Source organism: Pseudarthrobacter sp. MDT1-56, assembly GCF_059383555.1.
Window position 1 is genome coordinate 43,361 of the sequence record NZ_JBWZCK010000008.1, and the last position, 17,544, is coordinate 60,904.

Consider the following 17,544-nt stretch of genomic DNA (forward strand, 5'->3'; position numbering starts at 1 on the left):
GAGGGACTGGGACGGGCCAGCGCCGGGCCTCTAGACTGGAGCCATGCGCTCACTGAGGGCCCTCCGCCCGTTCGCGCACCGGGAATACCGCGTGCTGATTGCGGCCCTGGCCATCTCTATTTTCGGCTCCGGAATGTGGGCCGTGGCGATGGTCTATGAGGTCATCCACCTGGGCGGCGGCCCGCTGGAGCTCTCCCTCGTGGCGGCGGCGGGCAGCGTGGGCCTCGTCGCGTTTGTTCTTGCGGGCGGCATCGCGGCGGACCGGTTCCCGCAGCGGCTCCTGATCATCGCGGTGGAGGGAGCCAACCTTGCCGTCATCGCCGGCATCAGCGGGCTGGCCATGCTGGGCTGGCTGCAGCTCTGGCACCTCGCGCTCGGCGCGTTTGTGCTGGGCGTCGGGGCCGCGTTCTTCTTCCCCGCCTACTCCGCCATCCTCCCCCGGATCCTGCCGCCGGAGGACCTGCTCGCGGCCAATGGCATGGAAGGTACGATGCGGCCCATGCTGCAGCAGGCCGCCGGTCCCGCCGTCGCGGGCATCCTGGTCGCCGCGCTGTCCCCCGCCCACGCCGTGACGGGGGTGGCGGTATGCCACCTGCTGGCCTTTTCCATCCTGAACCTGCTCCATCGCCAGCCCCTGCCCGGAGCCGATGGCGGGGCGGGTCCGGAGGGCGGCGCCGGGGCCGGGTCCCGGTCCGGCGAACGCGCCGGGACGTCCCTGCTGCACGACCTCCGGGAGGGGGTCAGCTACACGGTCCGCACGCCCTGGCTGCTGTGGACCCTGCTGTGGGCCTGCATCTCCGTGTTGTTCCTGATCGGCCCCATTGAGGTGCTCCTGCCGTTCGTGGTCCGCGACCAGCTCGGCGGCGACTCACGCATGTTCGGTTTCCTGCTCGCCATCATGGGCGTCGGCGGCGCGGCCGCGTCGCTGGCCACGGCCTCGTTCCCGCTGCCGCGCCGCTACCTCAGTGTGATGATGGTGAGCTGGGGCGCGGGCAGCCTGCCAATCGCGGCGGTCGGCATCATGGACAGCTTCTGGGCGCTGGCTGCCGCGCTGTTCATCTTCGGTGCCACCGGCGGCATGGGCATGGTCATCTGGGGGACCCTGCTGCAGCGCCGGGTGCCGCCGCACCTGCTGGGCCGCGTGTCCAGCCTGGACTTCTTCGTGTCGCTGGCCCTGATGCCGGTGTCCATGGCCCTCGCCGGACCGGCCGCCGAGGTGCTGCCGGTCTGGCTTATCTTCCTCGTCGCCGGGACGGTGTGCCCGGTCATGGCCGCCGTCGCCCTGGCCGTCGCCCGGATGCCGGCCGACGAACTCGCCCATCCGCTGGACCACCAGGTGGACGGCCTCGCGGATGCCACGGCCCCCGCGCCATCCCCTGCCGAAGCCTCCGGACCAGGGCCGGCCGGTGACAGCGCCGCCGCAGAACGTTCCGGCGACCGCCGTCGCGGGGCCTAGACCGCCGCGCGCACGATCGGGATCGATGCCGTCGGGAGTCCGCTCGGGAAGATCGTGGGCTCCGGCTCCGCGACCGGGGCCAGCGGTACCCGCACCGTGTCGCCGTCGACCGTGAGCAGTTCGCCGCGCACGTCGACGTCGAGCGGTGCGCCCTCGCGCACGGTCAGGCTGATGGAGCCCTGCGCCAGTTCGAGCTGCAGCAGCCGGCCCTGGATCTTCAGGTGGAAGGACAGCCCGTCCCATTCGGCGGGCAGCCGCGGGTCGAAGTACGGCACGGCACCCTGGTCCCGCAGGCCCGCGAAGCCGCTGACCAGCGAGCTCCACACCCCGCCGGTGGAGGCGATGTGCACACCGTCGATCGTGTTGCCGTGGGTGTCGTCCAGGTCGATGAACAGCGCGTGCGTGAAGTGGTTCAGTGCGGCGTCCGCGTAGCCGACCTCGGCCGCCATGATGCCCTGCACGCAGGCGGACAAGGTGGAGTCGCCGGTGGTGATCGGATCGTAAAAGTCGAAGGCGCGGCGCTTTTCCTCGGCGGTGAAGTCCTGCCACTGCAGGAACATGGCCAGCACACTGTCTGCCTGCTTGAGGACCTGGTGGCGGTAGATCACCAGGGGGTGGAAGTTCAGCAGCAGCGGGTACTTGTCCCGGGGCGTGCTCCAGTCCCACGGCTCCAGGGTCATGAAGTCGTTGTCCTGCGAGTGCACCTGGAGGTCCTCGTCGTAGGGCAGCTGCATCCGGGTGGCGGCCTGCTCCCAGAGCTGGCGTTCGGCGTCGTCGATGTCCGGGTGGTCCAGCGCCGCCGCGGCGCGCAGGTTAAACCGGGCCATGACGTTGGTGTACAGGTTGTCATTGACGACGGCGGTGTACTCGTCCGGGCCGGTGACGCCGTGGATGTGGAAGAGCCCGTCCTTGCCGAAGAAGCCCAGTGAAACCCACATCCGGGCGGTCTCGATCAGCAGCTCGGAGCCCAGGGTCTCCTGGAACGCCTGGTCGCCACTGGCCCAGATATAGCGGTTGGTGGCGAAGGCGATTGCGGCGGCAATGTGGAACTGGGCGGTGCCGGCGGCGTAATAGGCGCTCGCTTCGAGCCCGTTGATGGTGCGCCAGGGGAAGAGGGCGCCGTCCACGCTGAGCTCCTTGGCACGGATTTTGGCCTCGGGGAGCATGTCGTGGCGGAACTCGAGGACCTGGCGGGCGTTGCCCGGGCTGGTGTATGTCAGGTACGGCATCAGGTACACCTCCTGGTCCCAGAAGTAGTGGCCGTCGTAGCCGGAACCGCTGACGCCCTTGGCCGGGATGCCGGCGATGTCGGCGCAGGCCGTGGCCTGCGCCAGCTGGAAGAGGTTCCAACGGACGGCCTGCTGGAGTTCGGTCTGGCCGGCGAGGACGATGTCGCTCGTGGTCCAGTACTCGCGGTAGTGCGCCGCGCTTTCGGCGAAGATCTCCGCGAGCGTCCTGAGTCCCGCTTCCGCGTCGTCGGCCAGGTCCTCCGAGGCCTGCCCGACGGCATAGCTGACGCTCTTTTCCAGCACGAACGGCTCGTCGGCGCCGACGGCCAGAACATAACGGACGCTGCTGTCGTCCTCGTGCACCTGGGTGTCGAAGGGCTGCACCCCGGCGTTCGTCCAGTGGTCCACGGCCAGGCCGATCCGCTGCTTGGATTCGGCGGTCTCCCACGACAGGCGCAGCGAGCCGTCGCCGCCGTCGAGCCGCACGGGAAGCAGGACCCGCCCGGCGTGCCGGCCGGCGCGGCGCGGGTCATGGGCCGTGTGGTCCTCGACCGGCTGGTCCTGGCGGTTGATCACCGAGGAGGTCACGTCCGCGGAGATGTCCCGGTCCGCGGCCAGTTCCAGCGAGATGCCGAGCGCACCGCGGGACTGGTAACCGACGGCGCGGCGTTCGGTGGTGGTCACGGTGGCGCCGGAGCGGCACTGCCAGGTGATACGGCATTCGTAGACGCCTGTGCCGAAGTCGACGCTGCGCCGGTAGTCCAGCACGGTGGATTCGTCCAGGCTCAGGGTTTCGCCGTCGATGATCACGGTGAAGTTGTTGGCGTCCGGGACGTACAGGATCCGCTGGCCGGTGCGGGCGAAACCGTAGGCGTTCTCGGCGTGCTTGATGTCCCAGGTCTCGTGGAAGCCGTTAATAAAGCTGCCCGGCAGCTCGGCGTCGGCCGCTGCCCAGTGCGCTCCGCGGATGCCGAGGTGGCCGTTGCCCAGGCTGAAGAGGGTCTCGAGCGTACCGGCGTTGCCGGGGAGGTGGACGGTCTCGACCAACTGCCAGGGGTCGTTGGGGAACCGGGCGCGGTCCGAGGTGATGAGGGCCATGGTTTTTCCTTCAGGCGGTAAAGAATCAGGTGGTGAAAGTCGGCGCAGGCCCGCGCGGGGCGGGACCCGCGCGGAAACGAAGGGCGGGAGGGCGTCTAGAGGAGCTCGTCGAGGTCGTTGACCACCAGCGTGGCGCCGGCAGCCAGCAGGGTCTGCCGGCCGGCACCGCGGTCCACACCGATCACCGAGTGGAAGCTCCCCGCGCGGCCGGCCTGGACCCCGGAGACAGCGTCCTCGACGACGACGCAGTCCTCGCTGGGCAGGCCCAGCAGCCGGGCGGCGTACTCGTAGGTCGCCGGGCTGGGCTTGCCGGGCAGGCCTTCGGCGACGGCGACGACGCCGTCGACCACCACCGGGAAGTAGTCAGAAAGTCCGGCGGCCTTGAGCACCGCCGGGGCGTTGCGGGAGGAGGAGACGACGGCGACCTTGAGCCCGCGGGCCAGGGCGGCGTCTATGAACCGCACGGAGCCGGCGTAGGGCTTGACCCCTCCGGCCTCAACGATGTCGTTGAAGACCTTGTTCTTGCGGTTGCCCAGGCCGTGGACCGTGTTGTTCGCTGGGTCGTCATCGAGCGGGCCTTCGGGCAGGACGATGTCGCGGGAGGCCAGGAAGTCACGGACGCCGTCGAACCGCGGCTTGCCGTCGATGTGGTCGAAGTAGTCGCTTTCACAGTAGCCGGGCGCCTCGGGCACGGTCGTGAGGAAGCCGTCGAAGAGCTCCTGCCAGGCGCGTTCGTGCACGATCGCGGTGGGGGTCAGGACGCCGTCGAGGTCAAAGAGGATGGCAGAGGCCCCGGTCCAGCTCGAAGGGGTGCTGTTGGAAAGCTCAGTCATGGATCGGTTGTCCTTTCAGACGGCAGTAACAAAAGTCGGTGGGCGGGCCGCCCGCCGGGTGGGCAGGGGACGCAGGCAGGGGAAGGCACTGTGGCGGGGGATTTCTGGAGGGCAAACGCTGGACGGGTCAGGCCGCCCCGCTCAGCGGCGGCGGCGGGTGCTCTTGCGCTCTATCAGTTTGGTTTCCAGCACGTGGCTGGTCGGGGGATTCGCAAGTCCCGAGCGGAGGAGTCTTTCAATCAACAGGTTGGCCGCGAACGCGCCCTGATCGGCTACCGGCTGGGCGATGGTGCTCAACCCCAGGAACCAGCTCATCTGATGATCGTCTATTCCTATGATGGACACGTTCCTCGGTGCAGACAAACCGAGGTCCCTCAGGGCCATGAGGGCGCCGAAGGCTGTTTCGTCGCAGCCGGCAAGGATCGCGGAGGGCATTCGGCGGTTTTCGATCAGCTCGATCATGGCCAGCCGGCCGCCTTCAATGCTGGACCCGGCCGCCAGGACCAGGTCCGGATCGAGCGTCAGTTGATGGGCGCTGAGGGCCTGTTCGAATCCCCGCAGCCGCTCGGTGGCGGTCACCAGGGAGGGTTCGCCTGCCTCGCTGCCGGAGAGCATGGCCAGATCCCAGTGGCCCAGGCCCAGCAGGTGTTCGGTGGCGGTGCGGGCCGCGTCCTCGTTGTCGATCCCGACGTTGTCCCAGGGCACGTCGTGCATGCCCACGCTGGCCACGGCCAGACCCGAGCCGGCGAGGGCCGACACCTCGGCTTCGCTGAGGGCGATATTGAGGAGCAGGACGCCGTCGACCCGCTGGGACAGCCCGGGGAGGTCGGCGAAAAGCTGGTGCCGCACGCTGGGCCGGCTGCGGAGGCTGATCAGGACGGTGTCGTAGCCGCTGTCGGCAAACATCTCCTCGGCGGCTTCCACGGCCTGCGCGAAAAACCAGGCGGTGGCGGTGGCGGTGGGGACGATGATGGCCACGGAACCGGTGCTTCCGCCGGCCAGCCGGGAGGCTGCCGGGGAGGCCTTGTATCCCAGCTTGGCGGCGGCGTCGCCGGCTTTGGCCCGGGCCTGGACGGAGACGTTCGGGAGATTGCGCAGGGCCCGGGAGACGGTGCAGATGGAGAGCCCGGAGGGGGCGGCGACGTCCTGGATGGTGACGCGCGGCGTCTTATCCTGCAGCACGGGGCTCAGCCCTTTCTTCCCCCTGAAGTAGTGGGCCGTTAACCTGGCCAACGTCGAGTGTAAGCGCTTACAAAATTGGCGCGCAAGTGGATAAATGAAGAAAGGCCGTTTGGCCCTGTTGCACCTAAGCCCTGCGTTCTAGGTGGCGCTCTGCGGGCGGCCGTCCGGGCGCAGCACGTAGTGGCGCAGGAATGCACTGACGTCCACCAGTTCCGCCGCCGAGATCGAGTGGCCCATTCCCGGGTAGGTCCGCGCCGTGAGCTGGGTGTGCTCGTGGAGCCATGCCTCGGTGTGCTCCGTGGCGGCGTCGTTGATCACCAAGTCGTCCCGGTCTCGGCCCCAGAAGAAGGGCGGGCGCGCCTCGAACGATTCACTCATCGCCAGGAGTTCGTTTTCCAGGACAAAGCCGGACAGCCCGACGACGGCCCGGAACTGCGCCGGCCGCAGCCGCAGCAGGGTGGTGGCCATGGCCATGCCCTGCGAGTAGCCGAACAGGCTGACGCTGCTGTGCTGGTCTTTGACGGATTCGATCCAGCTGAAGACGGCATTGGTGGAGGAGATGACGTCGGCGAAGTCGTGGGTCAGGAAGTAGTCCAGCAGGAACCAGCCGTGGCCGTCCCCGATCTCCTTGGGACCACGCAGCGCTGCGCAGCTGAACCCGGACGGCAGGCTCGCAAAGAGCTTGACCATCCGGGATTCGTCCCGGCCGTAGCCATGCAGCATCACCAGCAGCGGCGTGCCGGCGCGTTCGTGTTCCGGCTTTGACCAGACGACTGTCTCCATCGGAACAGCCTAGCTTTCGGTGATCACCAGCGCGGTGCTGTGCCCGCCGAATCCGAAAGCGTTGGCGATCCCCGCCCTGGCCGGCTGTCCTGCCACGGTTTCGCCAAGGAGGTTGAGGTCGATCCCGTCGTCGGGCTGGTCCAGGTTGCCGGTTCCGGGGACTTCCCCGGTCTTCAGGGCCTGGATCATCACGATGGCGCCGAGCGCGCCGGCCCCGCCAAGGAGGTGCCCGGTGAGGGATTTCGTGGAAGTGACGGGCACCTGGTTGCCGAGCACGGCCCTGATCGCTTCGGCTTCGAGGCGGTCGCCGACCGGTGTGGACGTCGCGTGGGCGTGGACGAGGCCAATGTCCCGGGCGCCAAGTCCGGCGGCCGCGATTGCCTTTTCCATCACCCGGCGCTGCATGGCCGGATCAGCAGCGACGATGTCGACGGCGTCGGACGTCACCGCGGTTCCGGCCACGACGCCCAGGATTTCCGCCCCGCGGGCCCGGGCGTGGTCCTCACGTTCCAGGACCAGGATCGCAGCGCCTTCGGCCATCACGAATCCGTCCCGGTCCCGGTCGAAGGGCCGCGATGCGGACTGCGGGTCCTCGTTACGGGTGGACAGGGCACGGATCTGCGCGAAACCGCTGATGATCAGGCCATTGATGCAGGAATCCACGCCGCCCGCGATCACCACGTCCGCCGCACCGGCCCGGATCATATCGGCGGCCTGGGAGATGGCTTCCGCCCCGGAGGCGCAGGCGCTCACCGGAGTGCGCGCCCCTCCCTTGGCACCGACGTCGATGGAGACCCAAGCGGCAGGGGCGTTGGTCATGATCCGGGTGAGCGTATGCGGGGAAACCCTGCGCGGGCCGCTGGAATCCAGCGTCCGGGTCTGCTCCAGAGTGGTGTCCAGGCCGCCGTAGCCGGAACCGATCACCACCGCCAGGCGCTCCGGGTCAGCCGCGGGGCGGCCGGCCTGCTCCCACGCTTCCCGGGCGGCAACCAGCGCCAGGTGCCCGCACCGGTCCATCCTCTTGTATTCGGGGGTGGTGAGCAGCGAGGCGACGTCAACCTTCACCCGGCCGGCCATGCGGACGGGCAGCGCCTGTGCCCAATCCTCGTCGAGCGCCGCAATTCCGGAGCGCCCGGCCAGCAGCGCCGCCCGGGTCTCGGCAGCGGTCCCGCCTACAGGGGTCACGGCGCCCAGTCCGGTAACAACGACTCTGGGGGAAGCTTCAGGCATGGGTACCGGCATTTCTGTGAGGCCCGCCCAAGGACCCGCGGGCAGTGCGGCGGGACGGGTGTGGCGGGGGCAAGCGAGGGTCGGCAGGCATGGCGGCTGCCGCGATGCACGCTTTAAGAGTACGTGCGATCCCCCGCCCGCTGCCGCCCCGGTTTCCTCCGCCGCAGATCCGGACCAACCCTCTCCTGCTCCGCGGCGCTGCTGTCCGGGGCCCCCGCGGCAAGCACTGCCGCGGGAAAACAGACCGGAGTGGCGCCGCGCGGATCGTTGAAACAACACTTTCCGGGCTGTAGCGTGACGCTGGACAGCATGCTTAGCAGTACCTATCCGTCCCACCGGACACAAGGAGCAAGTCATGAGAATCGGTTCCTCCATCTTCCTCATTGCCCTCGGCGCCATTCTGGCCTGGGCCATCACCCCCGGGCTGATCCCCAACGTTGACCAGACCATGATCGGGTACATCCTGATGGCGGTGGGCGTGATCGGACTGATCGCTTCCCTGGTCCTGGCCGCCCCGGGCCGCAGCCGCACCCGCCGGGTCAGCGAAACCCGCTCCGTCGTCGACCCAAACACCGGCGAGACCATTACCCGCAATGAGAGCCGCGACGCCGGCCTCTAGCCCCATGGCGCTACGTTGCACCACGGTGCGCCACCCGAACGACCCGGACGCCGGGCCGGACCTAAGGTCTGGCCCGGCGTTCGGCATTTCCAGCCGCCCCGCCCAGCCCGCCCCACCGGACATGTCCCACCTTCGCGGCCACCCGTGGACATAGTCCGAATATGCCCACTCCCCAGGACTAGGACTGGACATGCCCCTCGGCCCGAGAGTCCCAGGAACGCGCATGTCCCCCGGACCGAGAGTCCCAGGTGCGGAATCTGGGCGTGCCCCCGGCCCGAGAGTCCCAGGAACGCACATGTCCCCCCGGCCCGAGAGCCCCCGCTGCGGAAACTGGATATGCCCAGCCTTCGGAGCCACGGGTGGACATAGTCCGTATATGCCCACTCCTCCGGACAAGGATTGGACATGTCCCCCGGCTCACCAAACCGCAGCACGGGCATGCCCAGCCTGCGGAGCCAAGGGTGGACACATTCCCTGTATGCCCGCTCCCCGGCGCGAAGAAGAGGCATGTCCCATGGGAAGGTGGGTGAGATTTCTGCGTTCATGTTGTTTTCCATTGACAAAGCCACAGATTCAAAGATAAAGTCAATCAACTCCACTACCTGTGATGGCTATCACGGAAGTGGCCGGAAGGTCCGCAGTACTGACGCAAGGGAGAGCCAGTGTTCGCCGAAGAACGCCAACAGCTGATCGTTGGGCTCATTTCTGCCAGCGGCCGCGCCAGCGTCACGGACCTTGCCGAGCGTTTCAGCATCACCACCGAGACCGTCCGCAGGGACCTGGCCGCCCTCGAAGCCGCCGGCAGTGTGCGCCGGGTCCACGGCGGCGCGGTATCCCCGGACCGCTTCAGCACCAACGAGGAAAGCATCCTGGTCCGCACCGACCAGCGGCAGCCGGAAAAGACCCGGATCGCCGAGGCCGCCTTGGCGCTCATCCCGCAGGACCGCACCGGCAGCATCCTGATCGACGCCGGATCCACCACCGAGGCCCTCGCCGAACTCCTGGCCGCCCGGACGGCAGCAACCACCGCCATCTCAGGGCCCGCCGCGGAACTGGTGGTCATCACCCATTCGCTGCCCGTCGCAACAAAGCTGTCCGGGGAACCCGGCATCGCCCTGCACCTGCTGGGCGGAAAGGTCCGCGGCATCACGCAGGCCGCCGTCGGCCAGTCCACCGTGGAAGCCGCCCGCCGGATCCGCCCGGACATCGCCTTTATCGGCACCAACGGCATCCACGCAGCCTTCGGGCTGAGCACTCCCGATCCTGAAGAAGCCGCTGTCAAGGCTGCCTTCGTCCAATCAGCGCGCCGCATTGTGGTGCTGGCTGATTCCTCCAAGCTGGATTCCGAAACCCTGGTCCAGTTCGCCTCGTTGAAAGATCTGGACACCTTGATCACTGACACGAAACCCAGCCAGGACCTGGCCGACGCCCTCGCGGACGCCGGAGTCGAGGTGGTGGTCGCATGATTGTCACCCTGACCGCCAACCCGAGCCTGGACCGCACCGTGGCACTGCCGGGCCCGTTGCTCCGCGGCGAAGTCCAGCGGGCCGTCTCCGTCCGGCAGGAATCCGGAGGCAAGGGAGTCAACGTCTCCCGCGCCCTCGTCGCCTCCGGCCTGACGACGGTCGCCGTGCTCCCCGGAGCCGAGGCGGACCCCGTCCTCGCCGGCCTCCGCGACGGCGACGTCCCGTTCGCCGCGCTCCCGATCGGCGAGCCGCTGCGCAGCAATGTGGCGCTCACCGAACCCGGCGGCGTCACCACCAAGATCAACGAACCCGGCCCGGTGCTGAGTGTGGACCAGCAGGAAGCCCTGATCGGGCTGCTCCTGGACCACGCCCGCGGAGCCAGCTGGGTTGTCCTGGCCGGATCGCTCCCACCCGGGGTCCCGGCCGACTTCTACGCCACCGTCACCCGGCGGCTGCGTTCCATGGATCACGGCAGCGAGGCCCCCCTCATCGCCGTTGACTCCTCCGGCGAACCGCTCGCCGCCGCGATCTCCGGCGACGCGCTGGGGAAACCGGATCTCATCAAACCCAACGCCGAGGAACTGGTGGAACTGGCTGCCGCAGCCGGGTTCGCCACGCACAAGTCCGCCGAGGAACTCGAAGCGGATCCGGAGGCTGCCGCAGTGGCCGCATCCGCCGTCGTGCGATCCGGGGTGGGTGCCGTGCTTGCAACGCTCGGCTCCAAGGGTGCGGTGCTTGTGACGGCCGACGGCGCGTGGCTCGCCACGCACCCGCCGGTTACTGCGGTGAGCACTGTCGGCGCCGGTGATTCCTCACTGGCCGGCTACCTGCTCGCCTCCAGCCAGGGCGCCGCCCCGGCCGATTGCCTCCGACAGGCTGTGGCACATGGTGCCGCCGCCGCTTCGCTGCCGGGCTCCACAGTCCCGGCAGTCCACCAAACCACCCCTGATGCCGTAACCATCACGGCCCTCCGGAAGGATTGACAGTGACTCAGCTCATTACGACCGAACTGGTCGAGCTCGACCAGAACCTGGGCAGCTCGCCCGAGGACGTGATCCGGCACCTGGCAGGCAAAGTTGCAGCCAACGGACGCGCCACCGAAGTTGAAGGCCTCTTCGCCGACGCCTTTGCCCGGGAACAGAAGACCGCCACCGGCGTCCCCGGCGGCATCGCCATCCCGCACTGCCGTTCGTCGGCGGTCACCGCACCGACGCTGGCCATGGCCCGGCTTTCCCAGCCGGTCGACTTCGGCGCCAAGGACGGCCCCGCTGACCTGATCTTCTTTATCGCGGCCCCGGAAGGCGCGGACCAGGAGCACCTCAAACTGCTCTCCAAGCTGGCCCGCTCACTGATTAAGAAGGACTTCACCGCGTCCCTGCGTGCCGCGGGCTCAGAAGCCGAGGTCGTCGAGCTCGTCGAAGGCGCCCTCGCGGACAAGCCCGCCGCCGCAGCCCCGGCAGCGGCCGCAGCCACCGCTGCAGGTGCAACCGTCGCCGGTTCAACCACCGAGCCTGCGGCCGCCGGGGCACCCCGCCCCAAGCGCCTCGTCGCTGTGACCGCCTGCCCCACCGGCATCGCCCACACCTACATGGCCGCCGATTCGCTCGTGGCCGCGGCCAAGGAAGCCGGCATCGACCTGCAGGTGGAGACCCAGGGGTCCTCCGGTGCCAAGGCGCTGGATCCGGCCGTGATCGCGGCGGCCGACGCCGTGATCTTCGCCGTGGACGTGGACGTGCGCGGCAAGGAGCGCTTCGCCGGCATGCCCGTCATCAACGCCCCGGTCAAGCGCGGCATCGACGAGCCGGAGAAGATGGTCCAGGAGGCTCTCGCCGCCGCGGACAACCCGAACGCCCGCCGCGTCCCGCACTATGGTGCCGAGGAACAGGCCCAGCAGGAGGCCGAGGAAAGGGGCGAGCATTTCGGCACGAAGCTGAAGAAGGCCCTCCTCACGGGTGTCAGCTACATGATCCCGTTCGTGGCAGGCGGCGGTCTGCTGATCGCCCTCGGCTTCCTGGTGGGCGGCTACGACATCACCGGTTTCGCGGACAAGATCCTGGCGGAGAACACCATCGGGAACCTGCCGACCGAGTACCCGGAACTGGCCTGGGGCCCGCTGGGCGCCTACCTCGGCGCGGTGCTCTTCAAGATCGGCGCCTTGTCCCTCGGCTTCCTCGTCCCGGCGCTGGCCGGCTACATCGCTTTCGCCTTGGCTGACCGGCCGGGCATCGCGCCGGGCTTCGTCGCCGGCGCCGTTGCCGGGTTCATGGGCGCAGGCTTCCTCGGCGGCATCGTGGGCGGCCTGCTGGCAGGCTACGTGGCACATGCCATCGGACAGATCAGCGTTCCCCGCTGGCTGCGCGGCCTGATGCCGGTGGTCATTATTCCGCTGGTGGCATCCCTCGTTGCGTCCGGCCTGATGTTCCTGGTCCTGGGCGGGCCGATTGCCGCGATCACCGTGGGCCTCAACGACTGGCTGTCCAGCCTCACCGGCGCCAGCGCCATTGCTCTGGGCGTCATCCTCGGCCTGATGATGTGCTTCGACCTCGGCGGACCGGTCAACAAGGTTGCCTACGCCTTCGCCGTCGCCGGCCTCGGCGCAGCAACCATCGACAACCAGGCGCCGTGGCAGATCATGGCGGCCGTGATGGCCGCCGGCATGGTCCCGCCGCTGGCCATGGCCCTCGCCTCCACCGTGCTGAACAAGCGCCTCTTCAGCCTGGCGGAGCAGGAAAACGGCAAGGCCGCCTGGCTGCTGGGAGCCTCCTTCATCTCTGAAGGCGCCATCCCCTTCGCCGCAGCCGACCCGCTGCGCGTCATCCCCGCCAGCATGCTCGGCGGCGCCGTGACGGGTGCCATCTCGATGGCAGCCGGGGTGGGATCGAAGGCCCCGCACGGCGGCATCTTCGTCTTCTTCGCCATCGACAACTTCCTGATGTTCGTCGTCGCCATCGCCGCCGGCACCGTCGTCACGGCCTTCGCCGTGATCGGGCTCAAGCGCTGGGCAGTCAAGAAGCCGGTTGATACGGTGGAACAGGTTCCCGTAGCCGCCTGAGCCGTCCAGAAAAACCTTCCCTAGCTGATATCCCCAAGCTAAAACCAAGGAGTAAAAATGACCGAACGCAACGCCACCATTGCCAGCCGCGTAGGGCTGCACGCCCGCCCGGCCGCCATCTTTGCCGAGGCTGCAGGCGAGTTCGATCTCGAAATCACCATCGCGCGGCTGGGCGAACCCGTCGACGAGGCCATGGATGCCGCCAGCATCCTGTCCCTCATGAGCCTGGGCGCGTCCCACGGCGAGGTTGTGGTTCTGCGCGCCGAGGGCGACGGCGCCGACGCCGCCCTCGAACGCCTGGTCCAGATCCTCGAAACGGACCACGACGCCGAATAGCGTCACCAGCCGGCGGTACCGCCGCCGGCTCCGAGGCCCGGCCGCACCCGAACAGGGTACGGCCGGGCCTCTGCGTTTCCGGGCTCCCCGGAAACCATCAGCAGACCTAGTAAAGGCTTGTCAGAGCCCGGCGGCGCCGCTAGTTTGGAATCCGCGGCACCACTCACGGTGGCCTGCCGCAGGACGATTCCCGGCCGAAGGAGGCAACCCCGTGGCAACCGTGCAGGAAAGCAACGACGCTGACCACCAGCGGCCGGAGTAGCCATGCCAACGAAGAAGAACGCACCACGCGGCTCCGAAAGCCCCAGCATCAAGGACCCGGAACTCTACGAGGAGCTGCTGGAGGACGGCGCATCGAAGCAGAAAGCCGCCCGCATCTCCAATGCCGCAGCCAAGAACGGCAGGTCAGCGGTGGGCCGCAAGGGCGGGAAGGCCGGCGACTACGAGGACTGGACCGTCCCCCAGCTCAAGGAACGCGCCAAGGAGATCGGCCTCAAGGGCTACTCGGCCAAGAAGAAAAGCGAGCTCATTTCCGCGCTCCGGAACTCCTGATCCCGGTGGCCACCGGCCGGACAGCCGACCGCTCAGGCCTCTTTCCGCGCGCTCCGCACAGCCGCCTTAGGGGCGGCCGACTTCGGGGCGGTCTTGGTTGCGGCCTTGGGGGCGGCCTTGGCCGCGGTCGACTTCGCGGCGGTCCGGGACGCCGTCTTCGGCGCGGTCTTGGCCGCGGTCGACTTGGCGGCAGGCTTGGCGGGTTCGTCCGCGTCCGCTGCCCCTCCCCCGCGCTTCTTCTCGAGGCTCCGTTTGAGTGCCTCCATCAGGTCGATCACCTCGCCGCTGCCGGCCTCGGCAGCCGGGACGCCAAACGTCTCCTCGGTGTCCAGGGATTCGCCCTTCTCCAGCTTCGCCTCGATGAGCTGGCGCAGCTGCAGCTGGTAGTCGTCGGTGAACTGGTCCGGTTCGAAGTCCGCCGCCATCGAATCGACCAGCGCCGCCGACATTTCACGTTCCTGGGCGGAGATGCGGATGGTTGTTTCGAGCGAGGGGAAGCTGGCCTCCCGCACCTCGTCGGCCCACAGCAAAGACTGCAGCACCAGCACATCACCGCGGATCCGCAGGGCTCCCAGCCGGGTTTTGTCCCGCAGGGCGAACTGGACGATGGCCACCCGGTCGGTGTCCTCGAGCGCCCGGCGCAGCAGGACATAGGCCTTGGGCGACTTGGAGTCCGGCTCAAGGTAATAGCTCTTTTCGAACATCATGGGGTCGAGCTGCTCTGCCGGCACAAACTGCACCACGTCGATCTCGTGGCTGTTCTCGGCCGGAATGGATTTGAGCTCCTCGCGGCTGAGGACCACCGTGCGGCCGTCGTCCTCGTAGGCCTTGTCGATGTCCTCGTAGTCCACGATCTTGCTGCAGACCTCGCAGCGGCGCTGGTAGCGGATCCGTCCGCCGTCGGCATTGTGGACCTGGTGCAGGCTGATGTCGTGGTCTTCGGTTGCGCTGTAGACCTTGACGGGCACGTTGACCAGCCCGAACGCTATCGCGCCTTTCCAGATGGCTCTCATGGATCAAGTGAACATCACAGTTGCGTGGAGGTGAAGCCCCTTGGCTGAACGGACACCGGCCAACACCAGGGAACGGGTCCGGGTTGGGGGCCGCGAACTGGTGGTCACCAACCTGGACAAGGTCATGTATCCGGCGACCGCCACCACTAAAGCCGATGTGCTGGCCTACTACGCCGCGGTGGCGCCGGTCCTGATCCCGGCCGCCGCGAACCGCCCGGCCACCCGGAAACGCTGGGTGCACGGCGTCGGGACGGCCGGGGCTCCCGGCGAGATGTTTTTCCAGAAGAACCTGGACCATTCGACGCCGGGCTGGGTACCGCGGGCGTCCATCACGCACAAGGAACGGACCATCCAGTACCCGCTGGTCAATGACCCGGCCACGCTGGCCTGGCTCGCGCAAATCGCGGCCCTGGAGATCCACGTTCCGCAGTGGCGCGTCGACTCGCACGGGGACGCGCTGCCGCCGGACCGGCTCGTGCTGGATCTGGATCCCGGCGAGGGGGCGGGGCTGGCCGAGTGCGTCGAGGTCGCGCAGCTTGCCCGCACAATCCTGCAGGACGTGGGCCTGGATCCGGTGCCGGTGACCAGTGGCAGCAAGGGCATCCACCTGTACGCCGCCCTCGACGGCACGCAGAGCTCCGAACAGATCTCCGAGTTCGCCCACGAACTGGCGCGCTCGCTGGAAGCCGACCACCCGGAACTGGCCGTGAGCGACATGAAGAAGACCCTGCGCACCGGCAAGGTTCTGGTGGACTGGAGCCAGAACAGCGCCGCAAAAACCACCATCGTCCCCTATTCCCTGCGCGGGCGGCTCCGGCCCACCGTGGCGGCGCCCCGGACCTGGCGCGAACTCAGCTCGCCGTCCCTCCACCAGCTCGACTACCAGGAGGTCCTGAAACGGGTGAAGTCCGGTAAGGATCCTTTCGCCGCCATCTCCGGCAGGGGACAGCCGGGGTCCGGGCCGGACGGCCATCCGGGCGACGCCGCCGGGGAAGCGGCCGGCGACGGCGGCGCCACCGACCCGCGGCTGGAGAGCTACCGCGCCAAACGGGACGCGGCCATGACGCCGGAGCCGTTTACGGCGGCACGGCACCGTACGGAGACGGGCAGTGCCGCGACGGACAGCGGCACCCTCCGGGAGAAATTCGTCATCCAGGAACACCACGCTAGCCGGCTGCACTATGACTTCCGGCTGGAGCGCGACGGCGTGCTGGTGTCCTGGGCGCTGCCCAAGGGTGTCCCCACCAGCAAGGCCAAGAACCACCTGGCAGTCCAGACCGAAGACCACCCGATGGACTACGCGGACTTCGAAGGCACCATTCCCAAGGGCCAGTACGGCGCCGGAACCATCAGCATCTGGGACCACGGCCACTACGAGTGCGAGAAGTGGATTGCCGGAAAAGAGGTCATCGCCACCCTCACCGGCCAGGACGACGGCGGTCTGGGCGGCGCCCGCCGGTTCGCCCTGATTCACACCGGCCGGGGCGACGACCAGTGGCTCATCCATCTGATGGACCCGCCGGGTGCTAAGAAGGGGCAGGCGCCGCCACCGGCGGACAGGGAGACGGAGAGGGAGACGGCGTCGGAGAAGGCGAAGGCGAAGGCGTCGCCGGGGCAAGAATCCGACGCCGCAGCGACCGAGGGTAAGCAGCCCGACGCCCCGGACCCGGCGGACTTTATGCCGATGCTCGCCAGCTCCGGAACCACCGCCGACCTGCCGGACAAGGACTGGCAGTTTGAACTCAAATGGGACGGGGTGCGCGCCCTCGTCCTCGGGGACGCGAAGAAGATCCGCCTGATCAGCCGCAACGGCAACGACATGTCCGCCGCGTATCCGGAACTGACGGACCGTTCCTGCTGGCCGGAGCGGGATTTCATCGCCGACGGCGAGATCATCGCCGTCGGCCCCTCGGGGCGGCCCGACTTCGGGCTGTTGCAGGGGCGGATGAAACTCACCAAGGCCGCCGACGTCGTGAAGGCGCAGTCGACAACCCCCGTGCGGCTGATGCTGTTCGATCTCCTGTCGGAGAATGGCACGGACCTGCGCCGCCTGCCGCTCCGCAAGCGCAGGGACCGGCTGGAGTCGTTCTTCACCACGTCCGGCTGTCCGGTGGAGCTTTCCCAGCTGATCGACGGCGATATCCGGCACATCCTGGAAAGCGCAGAAGAGCTGGGGCTGGAGGGCGTGATGGCCAAGCGCGTGGACGGCCGCTACGTCGGGCAGCGCAGCAGGTCCTGGCTCAAGCTCAAGTTCGAGCGCACCCAGGAAGTGGTGGTCGGCGGCTGGAGGCCGGGCAAAGGCGAGCGCGGGCAATCCGTCGGCTCACTCCTGCTGGGGATCCCGGCCGGTTCCAAGCTGCGCTACGTCGGACGCGTCGGCAGCGGATTCAGCGCCCGGGAGCTCAAGGAACTGCGCCAGCAGCTCGATGCCCTGCCCCGGAAGACTTCTCCGTTCGAGGAGGTGCCGGCGGCCGACGCCTCGGATGCGCACTGGGTGAGCGCCAAGCTCGTCGGGGAGGTCACCTATGGGGAATGGACCGGCAGCGGCAAGCTCCGGCACCCGGTGTGGCGCGGCTGGCGGCTGGATAAGAATCCGGAGGACGTGGTGATGGAGTCGGACTGACGGCAGTGAAAAGCCCGGGCGGCCGTCGCAGGCCGTCCCGGGCTCCCGGCCGCCGGCGCAGGGCGCCGGCGT

General features: G+C 68.5%; 14 protein-coding genes. 8 read left to right on the forward strand and 6 right to left on the reverse strand.

The window, feature by feature from the left end:
- The first annotated feature begins 43 nt into the window (after window positions 1-43).
- On the forward strand, window positions 44-1,456 hold the full coding sequence (locus AC50YC_RS12355) for an MFS transporter (RefSeq protein ID WP_494953807.1): 1,413 nt from the start codon (window positions 44-46) through the stop codon (window positions 1,454-1,456).
- On the opposite strand, the gene AC50YC_RS12360 is transcribed toward AC50YC_RS12355, so the two are convergent.
- The 5 genes from AC50YC_RS12360 to AC50YC_RS12380 all read right to left on the reverse strand — a co-directional run bounded on the left by AC50YC_RS12360 (window position 1,453) and on the right by AC50YC_RS12380 (window position 7,811).
- Entirely contained in the window at window positions 1,453-3,783 is a 2,331-nt protein-coding gene (locus AC50YC_RS12360) for a glycoside hydrolase family 65 protein (protein ID WP_494953808.1), read from the reverse strand. The two genes, AC50YC_RS12355 and AC50YC_RS12360, sit on opposite strands and share 4 nt — an antisense overlap.
- 95 nt (window positions 3,784-3,878) lie before the next feature.
- On the reverse strand, window positions 3,879-4,616 hold the full coding sequence (locus tag AC50YC_RS12365; RefSeq protein WP_494953809.1) for an HAD family hydrolase: 738 nt from the start codon (window positions 4,614-4,616) through the stop codon (window positions 3,879-3,881).
- A gap of 141 nt (window positions 4,617-4,757) precedes the next feature.
- Window positions 4,758-5,798: a LacI family DNA-binding transcriptional regulator gene (locus AC50YC_RS12370; RefSeq protein WP_494953810.1), complete on the reverse strand. Its 1,041-nt coding sequence runs from the start codon at window positions 5,796-5,798 to the stop codon at window positions 4,758-4,760.
- A 138-nt stretch (window positions 5,799-5,936) separates the two neighbouring features.
- The gene (locus AC50YC_RS12375; RefSeq protein WP_494953811.1) at window positions 5,937-6,581 is read right to left on the reverse strand and encodes an alpha/beta hydrolase; all 645 of its coding nucleotides are present in this window, start codon (window positions 6,579-6,581) and stop codon (window positions 5,937-5,939) included.
- A 9-nt stretch (window positions 6,582-6,590) separates the two neighbouring features.
- The gene (locus AC50YC_RS12380) at window positions 6,591-7,811 is read right to left on the reverse strand and encodes a beta-ketoacyl-[acyl-carrier-protein] synthase family protein (protein WP_494953812.1); all 1,221 of its coding nucleotides are present in this window, start codon (window positions 7,809-7,811) and stop codon (window positions 6,591-6,593) included.
- A gap of 355 nt (window positions 7,812-8,166) precedes the next feature.
- Between AC50YC_RS12380 and AC50YC_RS12385 the strand changes: the two genes are divergently transcribed.
- The 6 genes from AC50YC_RS12385 (at window position 8,167) to AC50YC_RS12410 (ending at window position 13,836) form a co-directional block, all read left to right on the forward strand.
- Window positions 8,167-8,430, forward strand: coding sequence for a DUF6458 family protein (locus tag AC50YC_RS12385; RefSeq protein ID WP_494953813.1), 264 nt, complete (start codon window positions 8,167-8,169; stop codon window positions 8,428-8,430).
- A gap of 662 nt (window positions 8,431-9,092) precedes the next feature.
- Window positions 9,093-9,896 (forward strand): DeoR/GlpR family DNA-binding transcription regulator, encoded by an 804-nt coding sequence (locus AC50YC_RS12390; RefSeq protein ID WP_494953814.1) that lies wholly within the window; start codon window positions 9,093-9,095, stop codon window positions 9,894-9,896.
- Window positions 9,893-10,879, forward strand: coding sequence for a 1-phosphofructokinase family hexose kinase (locus tag AC50YC_RS12395; RefSeq protein ID WP_494953815.1), 987 nt, complete (start codon window positions 9,893-9,895; stop codon window positions 10,877-10,879). Before AC50YC_RS12390 ends, AC50YC_RS12395 begins: the two co-directional genes overlap by 4 nt.
- A gap of 2 nt (window positions 10,880-10,881) precedes the next feature.
- Window positions 10,882-12,948 (forward strand): PTS fructose transporter subunit IIABC, encoded by a 2,067-nt coding sequence (locus AC50YC_RS12400; RefSeq protein WP_494953816.1) that lies wholly within the window; start codon window positions 10,882-10,884, stop codon window positions 12,946-12,948.
- Window positions 12,949-13,005: 57 nt separating this feature from the next.
- A complete protein-coding gene (locus AC50YC_RS12405; protein ID WP_056428072.1) occupies window positions 13,006-13,284 on the forward strand; it encodes an HPr family phosphocarrier protein in 279 nt (92 codons plus the stop codon).
- Window positions 13,285-13,548: 264 nt separating this feature from the next.
- The gene (locus AC50YC_RS12410) at window positions 13,549-13,836 is read left to right on the forward strand and encodes a DUF7218 family protein (RefSeq protein WP_494953817.1); all 288 of its coding nucleotides are present in this window, start codon (window positions 13,549-13,551) and stop codon (window positions 13,834-13,836) included.
- Between the two features lie 32 nt (window positions 13,837-13,868).
- Here the strand turns inward: AC50YC_RS12410 and ku are convergent, their stop codons facing one another.
- Entirely contained in the window at window positions 13,869-14,849 is a 981-nt protein-coding gene (gene ku / locus AC50YC_RS12415) for a non-homologous end joining protein Ku (RefSeq protein ID WP_494953818.1), read from the reverse strand.
- 40 nt (window positions 14,850-14,889) lie between these two features.
- Here ku and AC50YC_RS12420 point away from each other — a divergent pair, with 40 nt between their 5' ends.
- On the forward strand, window positions 14,890-17,472 hold the full coding sequence (locus tag AC50YC_RS12420) for an ATP-dependent DNA ligase (protein ID WP_494953819.1): 2,583 nt from the start codon (window positions 14,890-14,892) through the stop codon (window positions 17,470-17,472).
- Window positions 17,473-17,544 lie beyond the last annotated feature (72 nt).